General features: G+C 42.3%; 17 protein-coding genes. 16 read left to right on the top strand and 1 reads right to left on the bottom strand.

The window, feature by feature from the left end; all coding sequences use genetic code 11:
* Positions 1–31: 31 nt before the first annotated feature.
* The gene (locus E0Z06_RS10370) at positions 32–2,590 is read right to left on the bottom strand and encodes a 6-hydroxymethylpterin diphosphokinase MptE-like protein (protein ID WP_165907394.1); all 2,559 of its coding nucleotides are present in this window, start codon (positions 2,588–2,590) and stop codon (positions 32–34) included.
* 240 nt (positions 2,591–2,830) lie between these two features.
* Here E0Z06_RS10370 and E0Z06_RS10365 point away from each other — a divergent pair, with 240 nt between their 5' ends.
* The 16 genes from E0Z06_RS10365 (at position 2,831) to E0Z06_RS10290 (ending at position 20,214) form a co-directional block, all read left to right on the top strand.
* Positions 2,831–3,781: a glycosyltransferase gene (locus tag E0Z06_RS10365; RefSeq protein ID WP_132584418.1), complete on the top strand. Its 951-nt coding sequence runs from the start codon at positions 2,831–2,833 to the stop codon at positions 3,779–3,781.
* Positions 3,778–4,929, top strand: a complete 1,152-nt coding sequence (gene glf / locus E0Z06_RS10360; protein WP_132584416.1) for a UDP-galactopyranose mutase — start codon at positions 3,778–3,780, stop codon at positions 4,927–4,929. The genes E0Z06_RS10365 and glf overlap by 4 nt, the downstream gene beginning before the upstream one ends.
* A gap of 16 nt (positions 4,930–4,945) precedes the next feature.
* Positions 4,946–5,812, top strand: a complete 867-nt coding sequence (locus E0Z06_RS10355; RefSeq protein ID WP_132584414.1) for a class I SAM-dependent methyltransferase — start codon at positions 4,946–4,948, stop codon at positions 5,810–5,812.
* 412 nt (positions 5,813–6,224) lie between these two features.
* The gene (locus tag E0Z06_RS10350; protein WP_132584412.1) at positions 6,225–8,510 is read left to right on the top strand and encodes an HAD-IA family hydrolase; all 2,286 of its coding nucleotides are present in this window, start codon (positions 6,225–6,227) and stop codon (positions 8,508–8,510) included.
* A gap of 7 nt (positions 8,511–8,517) precedes the next feature.
* Positions 8,518–10,029, top strand: a complete 1,512-nt coding sequence (locus tag E0Z06_RS10345; protein WP_132584410.1) for a glycosyltransferase — start codon at positions 8,518–8,520, stop codon at positions 10,027–10,029.
* On the top strand, positions 10,026–11,318 hold the full coding sequence (locus tag E0Z06_RS10340) for a glycosyltransferase family A protein (protein WP_132584408.1): 1,293 nt from the start codon (positions 10,026–10,028) through the stop codon (positions 11,316–11,318). The genes E0Z06_RS10345 and E0Z06_RS10340 overlap by 4 nt, the downstream gene beginning before the upstream one ends.
* Before the next feature lie 2 nt (positions 11,319–11,320).
* The gene (rfbF, locus tag E0Z06_RS10335) at positions 11,321–12,088 is read left to right on the top strand and encodes a glucose-1-phosphate cytidylyltransferase (RefSeq protein WP_132584406.1); all 768 of its coding nucleotides are present in this window, start codon (positions 11,321–11,323) and stop codon (positions 12,086–12,088) included.
* Positions 12,052–13,164, top strand: a complete 1,113-nt coding sequence (rfbG, locus tag E0Z06_RS10330; protein ID WP_243695490.1) for a CDP-glucose 4,6-dehydratase — start codon at positions 12,052–12,054, stop codon at positions 13,162–13,164. Before rfbF ends, rfbG begins: the two co-directional genes overlap by 37 nt.
* Positions 13,149–13,712, top strand: coding sequence for a dTDP-4-dehydrorhamnose 3,5-epimerase (gene rfbC / locus E0Z06_RS10325; RefSeq protein WP_132584404.1), 564 nt, complete (start codon positions 13,149–13,151; stop codon positions 13,710–13,712). Before rfbG ends, rfbC begins: the two co-directional genes overlap by 16 nt.
* On the top strand, positions 13,709–14,932 hold the full coding sequence (locus E0Z06_RS10320; protein ID WP_132584402.1) for a class I SAM-dependent methyltransferase: 1,224 nt from the start codon (positions 13,709–13,711) through the stop codon (positions 14,930–14,932). The genes rfbC and E0Z06_RS10320 overlap by 4 nt, the downstream gene beginning before the upstream one ends.
* Positions 14,929–16,050 carry a DegT/DnrJ/EryC1/StrS family aminotransferase gene (locus E0Z06_RS10315; RefSeq protein ID WP_132584400.1) on the top strand — a complete coding sequence of 374 codons (1,122 nt, stop codon included), beginning with the start codon at positions 14,929–14,931 and terminating at the stop codon, positions 16,048–16,050. Before E0Z06_RS10320 ends, E0Z06_RS10315 begins: the two co-directional genes overlap by 4 nt.
* Positions 16,047–16,904, top strand: coding sequence for a phytanoyl-CoA dioxygenase family protein (locus E0Z06_RS10310; RefSeq protein WP_132584398.1), 858 nt, complete (start codon positions 16,047–16,049; stop codon positions 16,902–16,904). The genes E0Z06_RS10315 and E0Z06_RS10310 overlap by 4 nt, the downstream gene beginning before the upstream one ends.
* A gap of 154 nt (positions 16,905–17,058) precedes the next feature.
* Complete coding sequence (locus tag E0Z06_RS10305) at positions 17,059–18,054, top strand: class I SAM-dependent methyltransferase (protein WP_165907393.1); 996 nt, start codon at positions 17,059–17,061, stop codon at positions 18,052–18,054.
* Positions 18,055–18,096: 42 nt separating this feature from the next.
* A complete protein-coding gene (locus tag E0Z06_RS10300) occupies positions 18,097–18,735 on the top strand; it encodes a formyltransferase family protein (protein ID WP_132584393.1) in 639 nt (212 codons plus the stop codon).
* Positions 18,711–19,445 (top strand): WbqC family protein, encoded by a 735-nt coding sequence (locus E0Z06_RS10295; RefSeq protein ID WP_132584391.1) that lies wholly within the window; start codon positions 18,711–18,713, stop codon positions 19,443–19,445. Before E0Z06_RS10300 ends, E0Z06_RS10295 begins: the two co-directional genes overlap by 25 nt.
* Positions 19,438–20,214: a cephalosporin hydroxylase family protein gene (locus E0Z06_RS10290; RefSeq protein ID WP_132584389.1), complete on the top strand. Its 777-nt coding sequence runs from the start codon at positions 19,438–19,440 to the stop codon at positions 20,212–20,214. The genes E0Z06_RS10295 and E0Z06_RS10290 overlap by 8 nt, the downstream gene beginning before the upstream one ends.
* Positions 20,215–20,439: the final 225 nt, after the last annotated feature.

The raw sequence follows: 20,439 nt of genomic DNA, 5'->3' as shown, positions 1-20,439 counted from the left end.
AATAACGCTACAACACTGGCCTATAGAAAGCTCAGATTTTTTGTAAAATAAGAATTTTACGGCTGTCTTTCAAATAATTAAGCCAGTAAGTAACCAGATATATATAAAAATCTCTAGGTGCATTTATCGCTATATACCGATATAGTATGGCTTCAAAATAGCGTACGCTACCGTCTAGTATTTGATAATTAGTGTCTGAAATAGCTAATAAGCTATTGATATTTGTTCTTTGAGTAGTCGTAAGCAACAATAGCAATGGCTTATTTAAATCTTGCCGGATGCCTTCATCCCAAAGTAGAATTAAATTATCCAAGGTGTTTGCACTATTTTTAACAATATCGCTCCGCATCTTTCTCACCGGTTCAATTGATAAGTATTCAAATGCATTAAAAACCTTTGCTTTATTAATACCTGCTTGTGATTCGAAATAGTCTATATCTAGTTTTACCAGCGGTCTTGTCCCTATAATCTCCGCCCCGGCACCAACATTGAACAGACAAGTATTTTGACTACAATTTTGTATCGCTTTTTGCATTAATTCTTTTGCAATCAGGAACGCCGGAATTGTTAAACAGTTTCCGCCTAAGTTAGCAGGGGTCTCAAAAGCCGCGCCATGTACCATCTCGTAATCATAAAGTGATTGACCATTCTTATCAAAATAACCAGAAGAGCTCGCATGATGCATATTAATTAACGAAAAACCATAATCAACGCCGACAAGATAAATGTTGTTGCCGCCTCGCTGTAAGATAATATCTAAGGCAAAATTGGTAACAGTATAAAAGCTGTAATTGAGTGTTAGCGGTTTAAAATCGGTTTTAAGATGCATTAATATTTCAGCTTCAAACAAAGATGCACCATGCAGTTTACAGGAGTTGAATAGCTCTGGTATGCTTGGAAGTATGTCGGAAGTTGCCCACAACGTTATTTTTTTTAAGTAGTCTGGGGGGAGTTGTTTAAGGCTTATGAAAGTGTCGTGTTCCTTTTCTAATTCAACATGAATATCGGGGGTAATTCCATTTTTGTATAGCGTGGTTAACGCAGTACCACAACTAATGATCATTATTTTATCTTTGATGCTTTTCAGAGCTGTAATTTCTTTTTCCAGGCTTGGGCCATTTCCGATAATAAAAATTGGGGCTGATATTGCTACCTCGCTTTTTTTCACAGCGTAGTGGTGTAGCTCTGTATTTATGCAAACTCTTGAGATAGAACGATAATACTTTTCAAAGTAGCTATTTTTTCCATTAGTGCTTTGAATCTTTTCAACTAGTTGTTGATACAGTTTTGAATGCGTTTTGGTATAGTAAGGTTGAAATATGTAACAGTCTATTAAATTCAGTCGGAGCTGTCGATAGGCATTCTCTATATAGTCTATTTTAGCATTATCACCAATTAACCAAAGTGGCTTTTTATTTTTTGTAATACTGTACCAAGGTGTCGTAAAGCAAGAAATTAAAAATCTGCCTACGTTTTTTTCGATCACAACAAGTTTGTCAGTCATATAAACTGCGTTTATACAAGCTTTGGGGTCTAGAACGCCTAAAAGAAAGACTTCGGAAAATTTTAATTTTGTATTTTCTAAATTAAATATAGATTTTTCAATTTCTTTGCGGACACTATTTACGAGTTTAAGAAATGGTGTATCAATATTTTTTTTGCTAAGTGTTAGCCCGTAAACTGCAGGATCTCTGCAGATGTTCTCAAATTCCTCCGCAGGAGAAGGTGTAGAGTATGCGAGGAAATTCTCTAAACTATCTGTACCTAAATAAGATAATAATAAGTTTTTTAACTGACTTTGGTGTTCGTTCAACAGCGAAAATAGCTGTTGATGCAATACCGGCTCATGCTTTTGAAAAAAAATTAAGTTTTTCTGAAGCATTGCCTTAGATAGTACATTTTCATCAATGTTTGGTTTTGCATTTATACTGGTTGTTGGTAAAGTTAAAAAAGAGTGTAAATCTGCAGTTGCGGGATAATGAGCTGATAGCAGGCCGAGCTCAAAAAATTGACTGTCTAGCGGTTCATTTGCTAAATGTCGATAGGTATAAATAGACCTTAGCGTTGGAAAGGCAGTCAATAATTCGTTAAGGTCTTCGATAAGGTTATTAGCTGCATCGCCATGCTGAATAAAAACTTGTATTTGCTTGATGTTGCAGTATGTTAGCAGTTTAAACCAAGGTGCAGAATAGAGTGAAGCCTTAAAAAGGTCATTTTGCGGCTCATAAATGAGTAAAAACTGCGGTTGAATTTTATCGACTAGCTCTTTTAGATGGTATCCTAAACCTATTCCACTAATAACTAACGCTTTATGGTTTTTATCGAGAGAGCCTGGTTGTTCTAACAACTCTAGTTTTTTCATATGTTTGTTGATATTTTGTCTCGCGGGTATTGGGTATAAGACTAAGCCGGTTACTTTACACAAGAGATTAAGTTCTCCGTCATCAGTTATGGTGATTGAGAATTGTTGTTCTGTGTAGTTTTCAAAAAAAATAGCTATGTTAGGAATGTGTTGCTTAAAAGCAAACATGTTTTTTTGAAACTGCTGGGCGGCTTTTTTAGCTATTTCTTGAGCTTGCAGGCTTTTCACAGGATATTTCGTTGTCAAGTTGTTTGCTAGGAGTCTCATTGCTATTAAGTGTTCCTTTTGTTTTTGAACGCATCTGGCGGTATTGGCAAGTGATGCTCCTAATGTACCCTAGTTTGTATGTTATCTTAAAACAGATTTGTTTGACACAGGACCACCAGGCTGTTAAGGAAAGCTAAAGCTGACCGCCCAACTGGCCGATACAGAGCTGTATCACGAGGCGATTTAGATCTGAGAGCATCTATGAAATTATCTGTTATTGTCCCAGCATATAAGTTGGCACCCTACATACACGAATGTTTGTTAAGTATTCTTGCTCAGCAGACAGATTTTGATTTTGAGGTTATTGTTTGTGATGACGCCTCGCCTGATAACACTTATGATGTTATTTGCTATTTGCAACCGGCTTTTGCCAATCTGGTAGTGCTACGCAATGAGGTTAACTTCGGGCTGGTAGGAACGATGCGTCGCTTGCTCGAAACAGCTAAAGGCCAGTATATTGCTTATGTTGATGGTGATGATATTGCCTTGCCGGGAAAATTACAGCAGCAGGTAAATTACCTGGAACTGCACCCTGACTGTAGTATGGTTTATCATGAGTCAGAGATGTTCGATAGTGCAACAGGTCAGCGTTTGAAGTGGTACTCCAGAGATTACTACAACTATCACTATATTCCTCAGCAAGCTGATATTACTCATTTGATCCGTTATACAGTTTTCCTACAGGCCAGCAGCGTCATGTTCCGTCGTCATGCTTCTTTGACACAAGCGTTACAGCATGACTGCAAGATTATTTGTGATTTCCCATGGCATATTATGAATGTTGGTTTATTGGGGGGGACCATAGATAGACTGGACGCAGTGTTGGGGCGTTACCGCATTCATAGCAACAGTTTTGGTGCCCAGACCCAACAGAACCATCAACGTCGGATAAAAGTCACCGAAGAGCTGGCTTCTGCCTGCCGTTTAGGTAAGCAGTTTGGGGTGGAAGAGAGCATTATTCAACTTGGCGTCAATCATGTGTACTTTTCTGCCGCACTGTATTTTTTAAAGGCGGATGAAGCGGAATTTTTTTTAAAAATGATTGAATTATCGGCGGTAAATGCGCAGTTTTTTGACGAGCGCCATAGCTTGGTGTATGAACAGCGTGATCAGCCCGAACAGGTAAAACAGCTGCTCGGATGGTCATCATGAGTACTTATCATGCTGTTGTCGTAGGTGCTGGTTTTTCAGGTGCAGTGATGGCTGAACGGCTTGCCAGTCAACGCGGTTGGCGAGTGCTAGTGCTAGAGCAACGGAATCATCTGGCGGGTAACTGTTTCGATAAAACAGACGTTAATGGCATTCGTATTCACCAATATGGACCGCATTTGTTTCATACAAATAAACCTGAAGTCTGGCACTATTTATCACAATTTACCGAGTGGCAGCCCTATGAGCATAAGGTGCTGGCTAGGGTTGGTGATATGTTATTACCGCTGCCGTTTAATCTAAATTCACTTTATCGGTTGTACCCTGCGGAGCATGCGCAGCAGTTGGAACAGCTTTTAATACAACGTTATGGTGCTGGTGCCAAAGTACCTATTTTGCAATTAAAGCAGACCGATGAACCCGAATTGCGTCAACTGGCCGATTGGATTTACCAGAATATTTTTGTCAATTACACCATGCGGCAATGGGGTATCAAGGCTGAAGATATCGCGCCAGAAGTACTTGCAAGGGTTCCTGTAGTGCTTAGTCGAGACGACAGGTATTTTCACGATCAGTACCAAGCTATTCCTGTTGATGGTTATACGGCTTTGATCGGTAGACTACTATCACAACCAGGCGTTGACGTTCATTTGCAACAAGATGCATTGCAAAGGCTCAAGCTCTCACAAGGGGAAATCTGGCTGGATGGAGAAATTTTCAAAGGTAAGTTGATTTATACGGGGATGCTGGACCAGTTGTTTGCTTATCAGTTTGGTGAGTTACCGTACCGCTCTTTACAGTTTGAGTTTAAGCAATTGGATTTTCCGTATTTTCAGACTGCGACCACAGTTAATTATCCAAACGAAGACACTTTTACTCGTATAACCGAGTTTAAGCATATTCTCACAGAACAATGCAACAGCACTACTATTGTTACAGAGTACCCTCAAGATTACGATAAAAACGATCCACAAAAAAACATTCCTTATTACCCGGTGTTTACTGCAGATAATCAGGAAAAGTTTGGACAATACAAAGCGCTGGCAGCTCAATATCCTCAGCTAATCCCGCTTGGCAGACTGGCAGAGTATAAGTACTTCAATATGGACGATGCCGTATTGAATGCCTTAAAGTCCTTTGCTGAACTATAGAGAATTGGTGGTAAATATGAAAACTGATAAAGTCAGGCTTTCTCGATTTATACGTGACTTAAAATTGAGTGAGGCAGAGACAAACTCATTAATTGAGTTATCTGTTGCTGGGACTGACGGCGAACATTGGCTTACACAGGAAACCATTAATACCTTTCTTGAGCAATATACCTTTAACAGAAATATTGTGTCTCATGATAACAACTATAGCTTTTCTGATGAGATGGAGTCTTCAAGTTCCCCCTGGTTGTTAACTTTAAAAAAGCTTTACCAAATGCCGGTGGCTAATCCTGCATCTTTATCTCCTGCTCAGGGAGAATTACTCAAAGCAATATTGGCTAATATTTCTGCTAAAACGGTGGTGGAGATCGGTTGCTATATCGGTATATCAACATTGTGGTTAGCTGCGGGTATGGCAAGTTCTACCAAGCGTGGTCGTTTATACGCTATTGATACCTATGTCCCAAAATTCCCGTGGCCACCATTTCATTACTCTTGCATTGTTAATCCTAAGGCATTGATTGTACAGGCAATTGAGAGTTCAGGGTTTTCAGATATCATTCATTTGGTAGAATCGGACTCTAAAAATGCAGCAAGCCATTTTGATTCATGGCTTGGTCATAATGAGATAGACCTGTTATTTATCGATGGAGATCATAGTATCAGCGGGTGTACATCTGATTTTGAGCTATATGCCCCTCTCGTAGCGGTTGGTGGATATATTATTTTCCACGATGTTTTTCCTGCAGTCTGTGGACATGAGGGACCAAGGTTTGTGCTCGATAACTTTATTATGTGTGCCCCTGACCAATATCAATTCGTTGAAATGCTGACCGCTCCCACCAACTACGGTATTGCAATAGTTAGAAAATTGAGAGAATAACGAGGTCTGAGACGCAATTGCAGCAGTTTTTAATATGACCGTGAAACAATGGATGGTCTGTTATATCAGTCTTTTTGTGGCGTTGATTTTTTATCATAGATGTTGGTTCGGCATACAATAAGGTTGATGTTGTCAACATTCGTCAGTGACTCATGGATACATATTTTTGTGTAAAGATGGCAACGAGGGTGAATATGATGGTTATTTATTCCTTCAAGCACTGGACTGCCGTTGCGCAGCCTTTATGGCTAAGGTTGTTTACGATGAGGTTAACACTCCGAAGCGTTGTCATCATATATCTTGCTGGAGCGGCTAGCTAAATATGCCTATTTGATATGGATTACGCGGTGGATAATGCATTTGAACGATTCTTCTGTTTGCAAGAATCAATATTGAAGAAGGATATTCAGTTATGACTTTGCCTCTGTTGCCTTGGCCTGAGGGTCTGAAAGATACTATCCAGTTGGTCAGCTTTGATATCTTCGATACTTTAATTTTCCGCAAGTCTGGAACCCCAGACGATTTTTTCTTTCATCTTGCTCATGAAGCTAAAAATAAGGGGCTTTGGCCACAGGACGATAACCAGAGTTTTGTAAAGCTTCGTCGAAAAGCTGAAGATAGTGCTCGCCGTGCCCGCTTTGCGAAAAGTGGCCATAGAGAAGTTACGCTGGCAGAAATATATAGCAATTGGCCTTCTATTGCGGGGGAAGAACTCTGTGTGCTGGAAGCTGAATTAGAGTTGGCCGGCTGGATCATAAATCCTGTTGCGATTTGCTGGCTTGAAGAGGCTTTTACTGAAGGTAAAAAAGTTGCTCTTGTATCTGATATGTATCTTGATTCGGATCTTATCGTATCGTTTATCAAAACACAGCTTCCATCGCTCGTGCTGGATTTAGTTTTGGTCTCTGGTGAGTCGGGCTGCAGCAAACAAGATGGAGGCTTGTTTGCTACATTAATAAATAGGTGTGGTGTCAGAGCTACAAACATACTTCACATTGGAGATAATGCAATAACAGATGGCCAGATGGCGCTCGCTGCCGGCATTCATAATCTGGTTGTGAAACCTCCCGAGTACTTTCTTTTACTGACAAACTATGAGCATCGTTTAGGCACCACTCCTTATGACGTTGATGCACTTAGACGACGCTGGCTCTGGCATTATCCCGATGAAAGTTTTGCGGCCAATATCAGTGCTTTAGTTTACGGCCCATTCTTATTCCACCTTATTCATTGGTTACAAATCCGTTGTAAGGCGTTGGGTATTGACACTCTATTTTGTCTTCTGCGGGAGGGAGAAGTTATCTCTTCACTTTTGGCATCAATGAATTGCCCGGGGCTTGACGTTAAAACTGTTTATATTTCGCGTCGCTCAAGCTTGTTACCTGCGCTCCTTGAGGTCACTCCTGAAGTATTACATCAACTGAGCCAGCGGCGAGGTTACACTCTTTTTGAATGTACTGAAGATTTAGGACTTCAATTGCCTGATCATTGGCAATCGATGGCTACGACTTGTCTTTCGGCTCTGGTAGGAACTCAACTATGGGATGAGCTCTTGACTACAGTGGCGGATAAAAAAGATGTAATTAGAGAGTATTTGCAATCACAGCGCCAGTTATTGCTTAGCTATCTTCTGGATATAGGATTAGAAAACCGGTCCGGAATCGCATTATGGGATTGGGGTTGTGGTGCCAGTATGTTTACTAATTTGGCTAGATTAATGCCACTCGAACAGTCTCGGTTCTTCATGACTTACGCCAGCGCTAAATCAGAGGCATTCTCTTTACTACATCATTTAGAAGTCTTTCTGCCTATAGATGAACGTGCAATCGCTTTGAGCAAAGCTCCCGAACTCTCTGAGATTTTGCTAAATGGTTCTCTGTGCTCAACCCGTGCTTATCATGCAGAAGGAGGCGTAATCTATCCTGAGTTAGTACCAAGTCATACAATGACAATGTCTCACTCCGCTTTGATCAATGATTTTCGACGTGCTGTACATTCGTTTGTAGCGCTGGCCATAAAAAGCGGTATTGTTCCACTCATTGATTTTTCATCCCGAAAAGCTATCGCCTCTATACTCTATCGACTTATCCGTTATCCACTATCTTCAGAGGCTATTTGCTTGGGGCAGCTTCAAGTACCTTTATCTTCAGGTGTGACAACGACACTGATTTGCGAAGACGTAGTGAAGGCATTTAAGCAACATTACTCAAGGGCTGATGAAGCCTCTGCAGACGTCAACTTGGGGCGATTGGCTTCTTCTCTTCGTGGTTTTTGGAATGAAGGAGCTATAGCTCAGGCATTTCCCGGCAGCACAGGACTCTTAGGCGAGCTTGGAATGAGTGCAGGTGACGACATTGTTGCTCCATTATTATTGGCAAATCTACAGCATAGTCATATTACTCACACAGCAGTTTATGGTGCAGGGGAGTTAGGGGCACAAGTCTTGCAGTTATTAAGAGAGCAGGGAATCACTGTGAGTATAGTGATTGACCGGCGGGCTGCCGCAGGTTGCTTTGAACTTGACGGTTTGCCCGTTGTTACACTTGCCGAAGCTTTCAGTCGTGGAGAGAGAGTGTTTGCGGTCGCATCTAAAGTCTTTGCAAATGAGATTATCTCTGAAATCCAGCATACATATTCTATGTATGAACCCGTCGTTATTTCTTATTTAGGTTCGTCACCTATGAAGATGGAGGCTTAGGCACTATATGATGTTGGATCCTGGTTGTAGAGTTGCGATCGTAGGCTTAGGCGGAGTATTTCGTTGTCTTGAAGCTACTCTATTTAGAGATTATAAAGTTGTTGCTTTGTGTGACAACGATCCCAGTAAGCAAGGAAGTATATACAACAGCTTACAAATAAATAGTTGTGAGCAAATGCAGCTTGATGGCTGGGATTTTATTTTGATCACGAGTATGTTTTCTAAGGAGATAGCTAATATTTTTCTTTCTCGGGGAGTACCTCAGAGCAAGATCGTATTGTTTAATCAGATTTATCCGGCCTTAGGACTCGAACGATTTGACACAACAAGCTTCAAAGCAAAGATAGAGCAGAAATGGGCAGCTATTGATTCACCTGTTAAGAGAGTTAGGTTGCTGTTTGTTATAAATTCTATGGTTTGTGGCGGAGTTGAGCAAGCGCTGTTATCTCTGTTAAATGTTCTGGATGAAAATCGCTACGAAGTCGTTCTTGTTGTGCTGTTTCCTCATGGTGAACTTCTCTCACGTATACCTTCTTGGGTAAAGGTTTTGGGACTTTTTGATCAAGAAAGCGAACGAATAGAGGCTATGTTGTATCTTTCCTCAGAGCCACCACCTAGGCTCTACAATACGTTAATCCGCAGACGCTTCGACTTAGAGATTTCTTTTATAGAGGGGTTGTCCGTTAGAGTCTTGGCAGGACATCCGAAAAAAGGTGCAGTTGCTTGGATCCACACTGATTTTGAATCAGATCATTGGACTCACCCATATTTTGATTCAACAGAGGAGCGAGTTTGTTTTAACAGCTTTCGGCAGATAGTTTTTGTTTCAAAAAATGTGCGGGAATCTTTTTCAAGATTTTTTGATATGCCAGCTGCGAGTATGAACCCGGTGATATATAACATAGTCGACAGTAAACACATAAAGACTTTAGCTGAAAAACCTATACCGCTGGATGTAAGTTTAATAACAGTCCCTATTATTTTGCTCGTTGGGCGTCTTCATCCGATAAAAGGATTTGAACGAATGCTGGCAATTCATGCTCGTTTGTTGGCTCGCGGGCTTGAGCATAAGTTGTGGATTGTTGGGGATGGGGTCTTGTCTGAGAAGTTAAAGACAGAAATTAAGAGACTAAAAATAGAAGATTCAACCTTGCTGCTGGGATTCCAAGATAATCCATATGCATGGATGAATAGAGCAGATATCTGTGTTTCTGCCTCTTACGCTGAATCATTTGGACTAACTATGATTGAGGCATGTTTTTTGGGGAAAGCAGTGGTAGCGACTCAGACCGCAGGTAGCGCCGAAGTATTGCTAGATCGCAGACATGGCTTGGTTGAAAACTCAGATGAAGCGTTGTTTCATGAACTCTCTGATTTGTTAACCACTCCTAACTTAATGGAAAGCAGAGCTCGTGCAGCAGGGGATGTCACTGCCCGATTTTTATCAGAACGGCTCATATCTGAATTAAATGAGTATATTGATAGTAGCGTAGCACGATTCTCGGAGGGCTGCAGATGAAGCCAAAACCATTATTCAGTATCATTTTACCTACGAGAGACCGCCCTAATCTGGTGAGTCGCGTATTAGAGTCTTTGGCCGCACAAACTTTCACTGATTTTGAAGTGATAGTGTCAGATAACGCAGTTAACTCTCCGTGTTTAACTGAGGTCGCTCGTTTTTTAGGTGACAAGAGATTTCATTACAAAAAGCCCTCTCAACCAATGGACATGTGTAAGCACTGGGACTTTGCTCTGGAAGGAGCAAATGGACAATATATAACAGTCTTTTCCGAAAAGTTCATATTGCGTCCTGATGCTTTGGCATTAATGGCTAAGGAGATAATGCGTTCCAAGCCAGATGTGTTGACTTGGCAATATGAAGTATTTGATGTTCGTTTTAGCGATGGCTCCAATTTTTATGGTGACTATCACCCACTTATCAAACCAGGTAGGCCTATAAACTACGATCCTGTCTCAGAGTTGACACGCCGGTTTCAGTTCAACTTTCCGTTATTTTGTCGACAAAATAAACCAAAAGACAACTATGGAAAAATATATTCCGGTGCTGTTAATCGAGACATTCTTGCAAAGATAAAAACTAACTACGGTAGAATCTTCCACCCACTCAGCCCTGATTTTACTTCTATGGTCGCTATTCTTAACGAAAGCAAAATATGTATTGATATGAATCAGGGGCTTATGCTGCTAATCAATATAGCTGGGGTGTCTAATGGTGAAGCAACAAAAGCTTCTGTTAATTTCACTCGTCATAGTTTTGAAAGCTTTGGTTTAGATGTTAACAATCACGGACAGCGTTTACCTATTCCTGGTTTTTGGGTTGGACATCATGTAAATATTGCCGCTGACTTTGAACTTATTCGAACTTTGGCTGATGACGGCCCTGTGAAGGGGATGGAAATTGACAAAGGAGCTCTGGCATTTTGGGCTGAGCTAGACCTTGGATACATCAAAGATTGGCAATCCAACGAACTTGAGGCGTTCCAAAGCTTGCTGGGTCTGTTTTTAGGAAACCTTGATAGTGAGCGGCGGCAAGAGCTAGAACAGAATCTAAAAACTAGTATTAAGCCTTCAATCAATGAAATTTATCATTCGGGTCTCAAACAGACAGAGCATTTAAATGCTGGCACGACAGCTGAGCAGTTAGCAAATATTCATTGGCTCGATAATCTGGCTCCTCCACGAAAACCGGTTAATACGGTGCCAATGGAGCTCGTTGAGGCTTTGGATTATTTTTACCAGTACAACCAACATTCATCTAGGTTGCTGGCATTAAGTGAGGAAGGCTAATTATGAAAGCTGTAATTCTTGCTGGGGGACTTGGTACTCGAATTAGTGAAGAGTCGCATTTACGTCCAAAACCTATGATCGAGATAGGTGGTAAGCCGATTTTATGGCACATCATGAAGATTTATTCTACACATGGTATCAATGACTTTATTATCTGCCTTGGTTACAAGGGCTATATTATCAAAGAGTATTTTGCTAACTACTTTTTGCATATGTCAGATGTCACTTTTGATATGCAAACTAATCAAATGGAAGTGCATGAAAAACACGTCGAACCCTGGCGTGTAACGCTAGTTGATACCGGCGAAAATAGCATGACCGGTGGACGTCTGAGGCGAGTCAAAGAGTATTTGTCTGATAGCCCATTTTGTTTTACCTATGGGGATGGAGTGTCTGATATCGATATTGCCCAAGCTATCAGAGCGCACAAAGAGGCAGGTAAAATTGCCACAGTCACAGCAATTCAACCTCCTGGTCGTTACGGTGCTCTTGATATTGAAAATAATTTGGTGAAACGTTTCCAGGAAAAACCTGCTGGCGATGGCGCCTGGATAAACGGTGGTTTTTTCATATTGGAACCTTCCATCTTTAACTATCTACAAAGTGATTCCGATAGCTTTGAAGCTGACCCATTAATGAGGCTTGCCCGTGAAGGACAACTAAATGCTTATCAGCATAAAGGCTTTTGGCAGGCGATGGATACTTTACGGGATAAAAATTATTTGGATAGCTTGTGGTTGCAGGGCAATGCGCCTTGGAAGATATGGTGACGCCGTTGTTTAACGATATATTTAGAGGAAAAAAAGTACTTCTGACTGGGCATTCCGGCTTTAAAGGAACTTGGCTGGCCTGTTGGTTGAAGCAACTTGGGGCAGATGTAACTGGTATTGCACTACCAACTGATACTTCCCCATCACATTGGCAGTTATTAAACATGGATGTTAAAAGTATTGAAGCGGACATTCGTGATGCTACAAAGATGCGAACTCTTTTGCAAGACATCAGGCCTGACTTGGTGTTTCATTTAGCCGCACAATCACTCGTAAGGGCATCTTATACGAATCCGATAGACAATTGGGATACCAATGTCAGCGGTACAGTGAATATATTGGATGCATGCCGTAATGTCGATTCTGTACGAGCTATCGTAGTAGTCACTACAGATAAAGTTTACGAAAATAAGGGAGATACAGCAGATTTTAAAGAGGGGGATCCACTAGGTGGACATGATCCTTACAGTGCCTCCAAGGCTGCTTGTGAATTAGTTGTTCAAAGTTACAGGCGAAGTTTTTTTGCTGAACGAGGTGTGCTATTAGCGAGCGCCAGAGCTGGTAACGTTATCGGAGGTGGGGACTGGGCAAGTGATAGGTTGATCCCTGATATTGTAAGGGCTTCCCATGCGGAGTTTCCATTGAAAATCCGCTATCCCAATGCTGTCCGTCCCTGGCAGCATGTTCTGGATTCGTTGTCAGGGTATCTGTGTTTGGCTCAGAGTTTATTACTTGGACAATCAGATAATGCTATAGCCTGGAATTTTGGTCCTGACTCTGCGCAATGTAAAACAGTGAATGAGGTGCTCTGCCATATGCAACAACATTGGCCTGCGCTTTGCTGGCAAGTTGAAACAACACAACAGCCCTCTGAAGCCATAGTATTGACACTTGACAGCCAGCAAGCCCAACGGAAATTGAAATGGGATCCAGTATGGGATTTTGAGCAAACTGCATACTATACAGCTCAATGGTATCAACTCTATTACCAACAACAGCAAGTCGTGACTACTGAGCAATTGACGAAATACGGTGAGGATGCGAAACGTCAGGGGTTGGTATGGGCCAACAACTGAATATTACTGAGACTGCATTTGCCGGTGTTTACCTTATCGAATCCTGTCGTTTTAGTGATGAGCGTGGTTTTTTTAGCCGTTGGTTTTGTAAAGAAACATTACAACATGTATTAGCAGGCTCTGAGATCCGTCAAATTAACCATTCTGTGAACCTTGTTAAAGGTGTAACCCGAGGATTACATTTTCAGTACCCACCGGCTGCGGAATATAAATTAGTGCGCTGTATACAGGGAAAAGTATTTGATGTTGTGGTGGACCTTCGTCATGGTTCTTTGACTCTAGGGCAGCACCTGAGCTTTGAGCTGAATACGCAAAATAATAGTATGCTGCTTATCCCGCCGGGATGTGCACATGGTTTTCAGGCACTTGAGGATAATAGCCAATTATTGTATCTGCACACTGCAGATTATCAGCCAAACTATGACGGCGGCTGCAGAGTTGATGATCCTTCACTCAAGATAAATTGGCCATTGCCGATAATATTGCTATCGGAGCGTGATGCAAGTTTTCCGCTACTTAACAAAGATTTTAACGGAATTGTGCTATGAAATGTCGGCATTGCCAGCATGATCTTATTTTACCTTTAGTTGATTTAGGTGTTATGCCTCCTTCGAATGCTTATTTGTCCAGTCCTGATCAGTTTGCATTAGAGAAGGTGTATCCACTGAAGGTCTGGGTTTGCCAGCATTGTTGGCTGGTTCAGACTGAGGATTTCACCAAAGCAGATGAATTGTTTACAGCTGATTATGCATATTTTTCGTCCACATCAATTAGCTGGTTGGCTCACGCAAAACAATTTGCGGAAAATTCAATCCGGGATTTAGAACTAAATACCCAGAGCTTTGTTGTTGAAATTGCGTCAAATGATGGTTATATGCTGAAAAACTATCTGGCAGCCGGCATACCATGTCTTGGCGTGGAACCAACAGACGCCACCGCCACGGCTGCCAGAGCGCTGGGTATTGATGTGGTGTCCGAGTTTTTTGGCCAGACTCTGGCGACTACGCTCGTCAGCGACTATCGCAAAGCCGACTTAATCATTGCCAATAATGTGCTGGCGCATGTGCCGGACATCAATGATTTTGTGGCAGGTATTGCGTTGCTGCTAGCAGAGCAGGGAACTGCCAGTGTTGAATTTCCGCATTTATTGAATCTGTTAGCATTATCGCAGTTCGATACCATCTATCACGAACACTATTCATATTTATCACTGCACAGTGCTTGCCACATATTTTCAGGTATCGGCTTAAAAGTCTACAATGTCGAAAAACTGCCGACACACGGCGGCAGTCTCAGATTATGGCTGTGTCATCAGCATGCTCAGCGCGCAACCAACAAAGCGGTCGCTGAAGTTTTGGCGGAAGAAGACGCTGCCGGATTGCGGTCAGTGGATGCGTACACTGGATTTCAGGTAAAAGTTGACGCTATTGCCGAGCGTTTGCGCCAGTTTCTTCAGCAATGCGCGCAACAAGACCGTAAAGTGGTTGCTTATGGCGCAGCAGCAAAAGGCAACACACTGCTTAATTATGCCAGCGTTACCCGCTTTTGGCTGCCTGTGGTGGCAGATGCGGCGCTGTCAAAACAAGGAAAATATTTGCCTGGCAGCCATATTCCGATTGTCGCCCCGGACTCGCTGGCTGATCTACAACCGGATTATGTGCTGGTGCTGCCGTGGAATATCCGGCATGAAATCGTCTCACAGCTACAACAGGTTTTGCGCAACACTACGCAATATGTCACGTTGATTCCGGAGCTATACGTTTCATGAGTACTCCTATTGCTTACACCAAACCCTCTATTACTAAACTGGAGATTCTTTATGTGACGGATGCGGTCACAAACGGTTGGGGGGCACGTTGTTATGAATATATCGAACGTCTTGAGCAACAATTCGCTGCTTATCTGGGGGTTAACCACGCAATAGCGACATCCAGTTGTACCGGGGCGCTGCATTTGGGCCTGGCTGCTGCAGGCATTGGTCCGGGCGATGAAGTCATTCTGGCCGATACTAACTGGATCGCGAGTGTTGCGCCTGTGGTACATCTTGGTGCGATACCGGTCTTTGTGGATATTCTGCCAGACAGCTGGTGTGTCGATCCCGCTGCTGTCGCCAAAGCTATCACCAGCAAGACCAAAGCGATCATTGCTGTGCACCTGTATGGCAATCTGTGCCAGATGGACGCCCTGAAAACCCTGGCCGAACAGCATGGATTGTTGCTGGTAGAAGATGCGGCTGAAGCACTGGGTTCAGAGTTTCACGGGGCAAAAGCGGGCAGCATGGCTGATTTTGGTGTGTTTTCTTTCCACGGCACCAAAACCATGACCACAGGCGAGGGCGGCATCTTTGTCACCAATAACGCAAATTTATATGAAAAAGTGCTGACTCTGAGTAACCATGGCCGGAAACGGGGGCAGAGCAAGCAGTTCTGGCCTGACGAGCTGGGTTTCAAATACAAAATGTCCAATATTCAGGCGGCGCTTGGCTGTGCACAACTGGAACGAATTGATGATTTGGTTAGTGCAAAACGTGCTATTTTTGCCCGCTACAAAGAGTTGCTAAAGGATTTTCCGGACTTGCAAATGAATCCAGAACCTGCTGGCACGATAAACTCAGCCTGGATGCCTACTGTGGTGTTTTCAGAGGAGAGTGGTATCACCCGGCAGCAGTTACTGGAGGCGTTTCAGCAGGCAAACATCGATGCGCGGGTATTTTTCTGGCCGCTAAGCAGCTTACCATCATTTACGCAGCAGCTGTCAAATATCTATGCCTATGGTATCTGCAACAGAGCTATTAATTTACCTAGCTTTATTGATATGACTGATGAGCAGCAAAAAAGAGTATGTCAGGTATTAATTAATATTACCTGCGCAGAGGTTTCTTTATGAAGAAGGGGTCAGTGCATATTAGTCAAGAGCAAATAAAACAGTTTGAGATGGAAGGTTATCTGCTGTTGAATGATTTTTATGCGGAAGACGATATCAATGAAATATGTCACGCTATTTATCTAATCATTGGCGAGGTTATCGATGAGCATGGTCTGATGATAGGGCGATTGCCTTACCATCCAACTAGATTTGACGATGGATATATTGAGATTATCAGGTGTGACCGGCGACTTGGTGGTGTTATTTATGATGCTGTCAAACAGATTCCAGCATTTGTCAGATTGGTTGCAGATCGGCGAAATGAGCAGCTTTTCAAGTTGCTGAGGCGAGAATCGCTGCCTGGGCTGGCAGGGAATGGTTTTGGTATTAGGATCAATAACCCGGAAGAAGAGAAATTCCGAGCCTCCTGGCATCAGGAATATCCACATCAGTTGAGAAGTCGTAACGGCATTGTATTTTGGGCTCCGTTACTCAAGGTTGAACCTGACATGGGGCCGGTCGATATTTTATCTGGCTCGCATGCAGAAGGCATGCTGCCGATGACAAAAATCTCGAGTGGACCGGATGCACAGGCAGGCACTTATGCTATGCGTCTGTTAAATGAATCGCACTATGCCGAAAAATTCCCTATGCAATCGCCATGCACTGCGCCGGGGGATTTATTGGTAATGAACTTCGATGTCATCCATCGTAGTGGTAAAAATATTTCAAATCGGGCCTTATGGAGCATGCAATACCGACTCTTCGATTTTACTGAAAGTGTTGGTCGGAAAAATGGCTGGGTCGGGTCATTTGGTGCGGGAGTAGATTTTTCCAAATTTCATCCAGAGCTCTTGTTAAATCAAGGAGAATAGAATGATTCATCGTTGTACTTTATGTGATTCGAATTCATTGTACCTAATTTATGATTCTGGCAAGGGGGTTAGTGTAACCTCGGTAAGCCAGATTCATTCGGGTAGAACGCAGGTCTATTATTGCCCGTCTTGCTGCCATGTGCATACTGAGGGTATGGTAGATACGGCAGACTATTATTCGGAAGATTACAATATTAATCTTAGTCATGAAGATGAAGATCAGTTATATGAAATGAATGGTGAACGGAAAGTATATAGAACCGAGCATCAATTAAATGTGTTAACAAGTAAAATTGATATTGGTAGCTGTACACATGTTTTAGATTATGGTTGTGCTAAGTCAAGTATGGGAAGCAAGTTATTAGAGTTGCACAAGACATTGGATCTCTGTTTGTTCGATGTGAGTTCTGCTTATGAAACTTACTGGGAGAGAATGGTTGATAAAGGAAACTGTGCGGTATCTGAGACGCCTTCTCATTGGAATAACAAATTTGACTTGTTAACCTCTTTTTTCTCTATGGAGCATATAGTTGATATTCGCGCCGCATTAAAGCATATGATTTCTTTGATAGCAGATGGTGGAAAACTTTATGCGATAGTTCCTTATGTGCTTGGTAATATTGCAGACTTAGTGGTTATAGACCATGTACATCATTTTACTCAGGAATCATTAAAGTATGTACTTGAGGATACTGGATTTTGCGATGTTCAGATCGATAAGGATGCGCACAGGGGGGCTTTGGTTGTCATCGCAACCAAAGGGAAAATCCAAAAGACAGTAGTTCCAGTCGCTGCACCCCATGTTGAAACGCAGATCAGAAAGATTAGCGAGTTCTGGACTGGTTATGCGAATCGGGTACGGCAAGCGGAATTAGCTGTGTCCGGCGCTTTAGCGATTTTTGGCGCTGGATTCTATGGTATGTTTAGCTATGTATGTCTGATCCAAAGAGAACGTGTAAAAATGTTTTTGGACAACAATACTTTTTTGCAAAACAGGAAAATACTAAATGTTCCAATAGTATCTCCCACTGAAATTACACCTGAAGTGGAGGGGGTTTTAGTTGGATTAAATCCGACCATCGCCAGAAATGTCATCGCGCAATTACCATCGCAGATTACTCTGCAACGTTCTCTGTTCTTCTTTGATTAGTGGTTGAACTGGATATCTCAGACAATTCTGCAAGGGGGGAATGTGAAACTATCAGTTATATGTTCTGGTGGTGGTGCGACGGTTCAATATGCAGTCAGAGTTTGGCAACAAGCGGGCAGGCCTTTGGATTTAATGATGATCACCGATCGGAAATGCCAAGCGGAAGATGTTGCTGCTGAGCTCAGTCTCAGGCATGAAAGAATCGCAGAGAAAGACGCCACTGCATTCTCAAAGCGTGCTTATCAAATGTGTAATGATGAGAATATAGGGGCGTGTTTATTGTTATTCAGCCGTATGGTTACCGCTGATCTCTTTGGAAAAATGCAAGTGTTTAATATTCATCCTTCGCTATTGCCTGAGTATCCTGGATTTAAGGCTGTCGAAAGAGCGTATTCAGCAAAGCACGGTAGGCTTGGCGCAACGCTGCATAAAGTTGATGAAACGATGGATGGGGGCGAAATTGTAGCTCAACTGGGGCATCCAATGAATCATTCCATCGGATTGGATGACTGGTTGAGAGTATCGTTTTCCCAAAAGGTCTATCTCACTTTACTTTGGTTTGAAATGACTTTGGGCTATTGCGCTAATGAAGTACCACAACTTTCTGTTGAGTTGGAGCGCTTGTTTTCTTGTTTTGTTATGTCTGAGGCGATTGAATGGCAGGTTCAACAAAAAGTGTAGTCATTACTCAACCAATGTTGTTCCCCTGGGTCGGACTATTAGAGCAAATTAAACTAGCAGATATCGTTGTCTTTTATGATGACGTTCAATTTTCAAAAGGTAGTTTTGTCAACCGAGTGCAATTAAAGATGTCGGATACACCTCAGTGGCTGACTGTCCCCCTGAAAAAATTTAAACTGGGAACTCCAATCAATATGGTTGAGCCAAGTAGTCATATGGATTGGAGAGAACATCATAAAATACTGATAACCGAAAGTCTTGGAACAAGCCTTCATTTTGAACATGCGCTCAGCTTGATAGAAAATGTATGCAATGATACTCAATTGATGACTATTAGTGACATTGCAAAAAAATCTATGCTGAGTGTTATTGAATATTTTGGGCTCTCAGAAGGTAAAAAATTTATTGACATTGATGCGCTGGATATCAGTGGGAGCGGCAGCGAAAGAGTGCTGGACATTGTTAAGAAACTTGGAGCAGATAATTATATTACCGGACATGGCGCTTCGAATTACCTTAACCACCATGCCTTTGAAAACGAGGGGATTCAGGTGAGATACATGAATTATATGTGCGAGCCATATCCACAGTTGTATGGTGCTTTTACTCCTTATGTAACAAGCTTAGATCTTGTTGCGAATGTGGGAGCGGAAGGTCGGAGGTTTATTTGCTCAAAAACAAAATGCTGGAGGGATTTTTTAAATGAATGAAGTTGAAAAGTTTGAGCAGGAAGTTCGTAACAACATTGAAAGTCTGAAATCCGATAGCGATTTGCAGGCGTTGTCCAGAATCTGGATTCGAGAGGTAACCCCGCACAAGTGGGCCTATAATTTTAGTTGGTTAGGCCGGCCAGCTATTCAGTTTCCAAATGATGCTTGGGCATTACAGGAGCTTGTCTGGAAGATAAAACCAGATCTAATTATTGAAACCGGTATTGCACATGGCGGCTCTCTGATGATAAGCGCGTCATTGCTGGCTTTATTAGATTACACTGACGCGGTTAATTCCGGACAAGTATTAGATCCAAAAAGCAGCCGACGTAAAGTCATTGGAATCGACATTGATATTCGTCAGCATAACAGAGACGCGATCGAGCAACATCCGTTATCACACAAGATAGAGATGATCGAAGGCTCCAGTATTGCTCCTGAAATTATTGCTCAAGTGAAAGCTGCAGCGACCGGTTATCAGCGGATTCTGGTTTGTCTTGACTCTAACCATACCCATGAACATGTGCTGGCAGAATTGGAAGCCTACGGACCGTTGGTGAGTAAAGGCAGTTATTGCATCGTATTCGACACTCTTATAGAAGATATGCCAGCAGGGCTGTTTACTGACCGGCCATGGCACCCTGGAAACAGCCCAAAAACTGCGATCAGTGCTTATTTGCAGCAGCATTCTGAATTTGTTGTTGACGCTGATATTGACTCGAAACTTTTAATTACAGTGGCTGCAGGTGGTTTCCTGAAGCGCCTGTAGAACTGAATGTTATCAGTAGACAGCAAAGAGCTAAGACATTTGGCTGCCATCAGGAGCTGCTACGCTTTTGCATGATTCAAACTCTAATTTGAACACTATCATCTTTTGTTTGCTGCGGTGTTCCGAAAACTTTATCTGTAATTTTTCTCAATGACGATGGCAGGGTTTTGTCATGTTTTGAAGGGCGCAGACTCCGGCCATGACAGTGTTGTTTGTAAACCTGAC

The sequence above is a fragment of the Rheinheimera sp. D18 genome (genome assembly GCF_004345025.1).
GTDB classification, from domain to species: Bacteria; Pseudomonadota; Gammaproteobacteria; order Enterobacterales; family Alteromonadaceae; genus Alishewanella; species Alishewanella metallidurans.
Note: the sequence above shows the minus strand (reverse complement) of the source record. Positions and strands in the feature narration are given on the sequence as shown.

What these genes read in the sequence shown, in the direction of transcription:
- E0Z06_RS10310 (WP_132584398.1), top strand. Translation starts at nt 16,047, where the DNA reads ATGAAGAAGGGGTCAGTGCATATTAGTCAAGAGCAAATAAAACAGTTT.
- E0Z06_RS10290 (WP_132584389.1), top strand. Translation starts at nt 19,438, where the DNA reads ATGAATGAAGTTGAAAAGTTTGAGCAGGAAGTTCGTAACAACATTGAA.
- E0Z06_RS10350 (WP_132584412.1), top strand. Translation starts at nt 6,225, where the DNA reads ATGACTTTGCCTCTGTTGCCTTGGCCTGAGGGTCTGAAAGATACTATC.
- E0Z06_RS10315 (WP_132584400.1), top strand. Translation starts at nt 14,929, where the DNA reads ATGAGTACTCCTATTGCTTACACCAAACCCTCTATTACTAAACTGGAG.
- E0Z06_RS10365 (WP_132584418.1), top strand. Translation starts at nt 2,831, where the DNA reads ATGAAATTATCTGTTATTGTCCCAGCATATAAGTTGGCACCCTACATA.
- E0Z06_RS10295 (WP_132584391.1), top strand. Translation starts at nt 18,711, where the DNA reads ATGGCAGGTTCAACAAAAAGTGTAGTCATTACTCAACCAATGTTGTTC.
- E0Z06_RS10355 (WP_132584414.1), top strand. Translation starts at nt 4,946, where the DNA reads ATGAAAACTGATAAAGTCAGGCTTTCTCGATTTATACGTGACTTAAAA.
- rfbC (WP_132584404.1), top strand. Translation starts at nt 13,149, where the DNA reads ATGGGCCAACAACTGAATATTACTGAGACTGCATTTGCCGGTGTTTAC.
- E0Z06_RS10345 (WP_132584410.1), top strand. Translation starts at nt 8,518, where the DNA reads ATGATGTTGGATCCTGGTTGTAGAGTTGCGATCGTAGGCTTAGGCGGA.
- glf (WP_132584416.1), top strand. Translation starts at nt 3,778, where the DNA reads ATGAGTACTTATCATGCTGTTGTCGTAGGTGCTGGTTTTTCAGGTGCA.
- E0Z06_RS10320 (WP_132584402.1), top strand. Translation starts at nt 13,709, where the DNA reads ATGAAATGTCGGCATTGCCAGCATGATCTTATTTTACCTTTAGTTGAT.
- E0Z06_RS10340 (WP_132584408.1), top strand. Translation starts at nt 10,026, where the DNA reads ATGAAGCCAAAACCATTATTCAGTATCATTTTACCTACGAGAGACCGC.
- rfbF (WP_132584406.1), top strand. Translation starts at nt 11,321, where the DNA reads ATGAAAGCTGTAATTCTTGCTGGGGGACTTGGTACTCGAATTAGTGAA.
- E0Z06_RS10305 (WP_165907393.1), top strand. Translation starts at nt 17,059, where the DNA reads ATGGTAGATACGGCAGACTATTATTCGGAAGATTACAATATTAATCTT.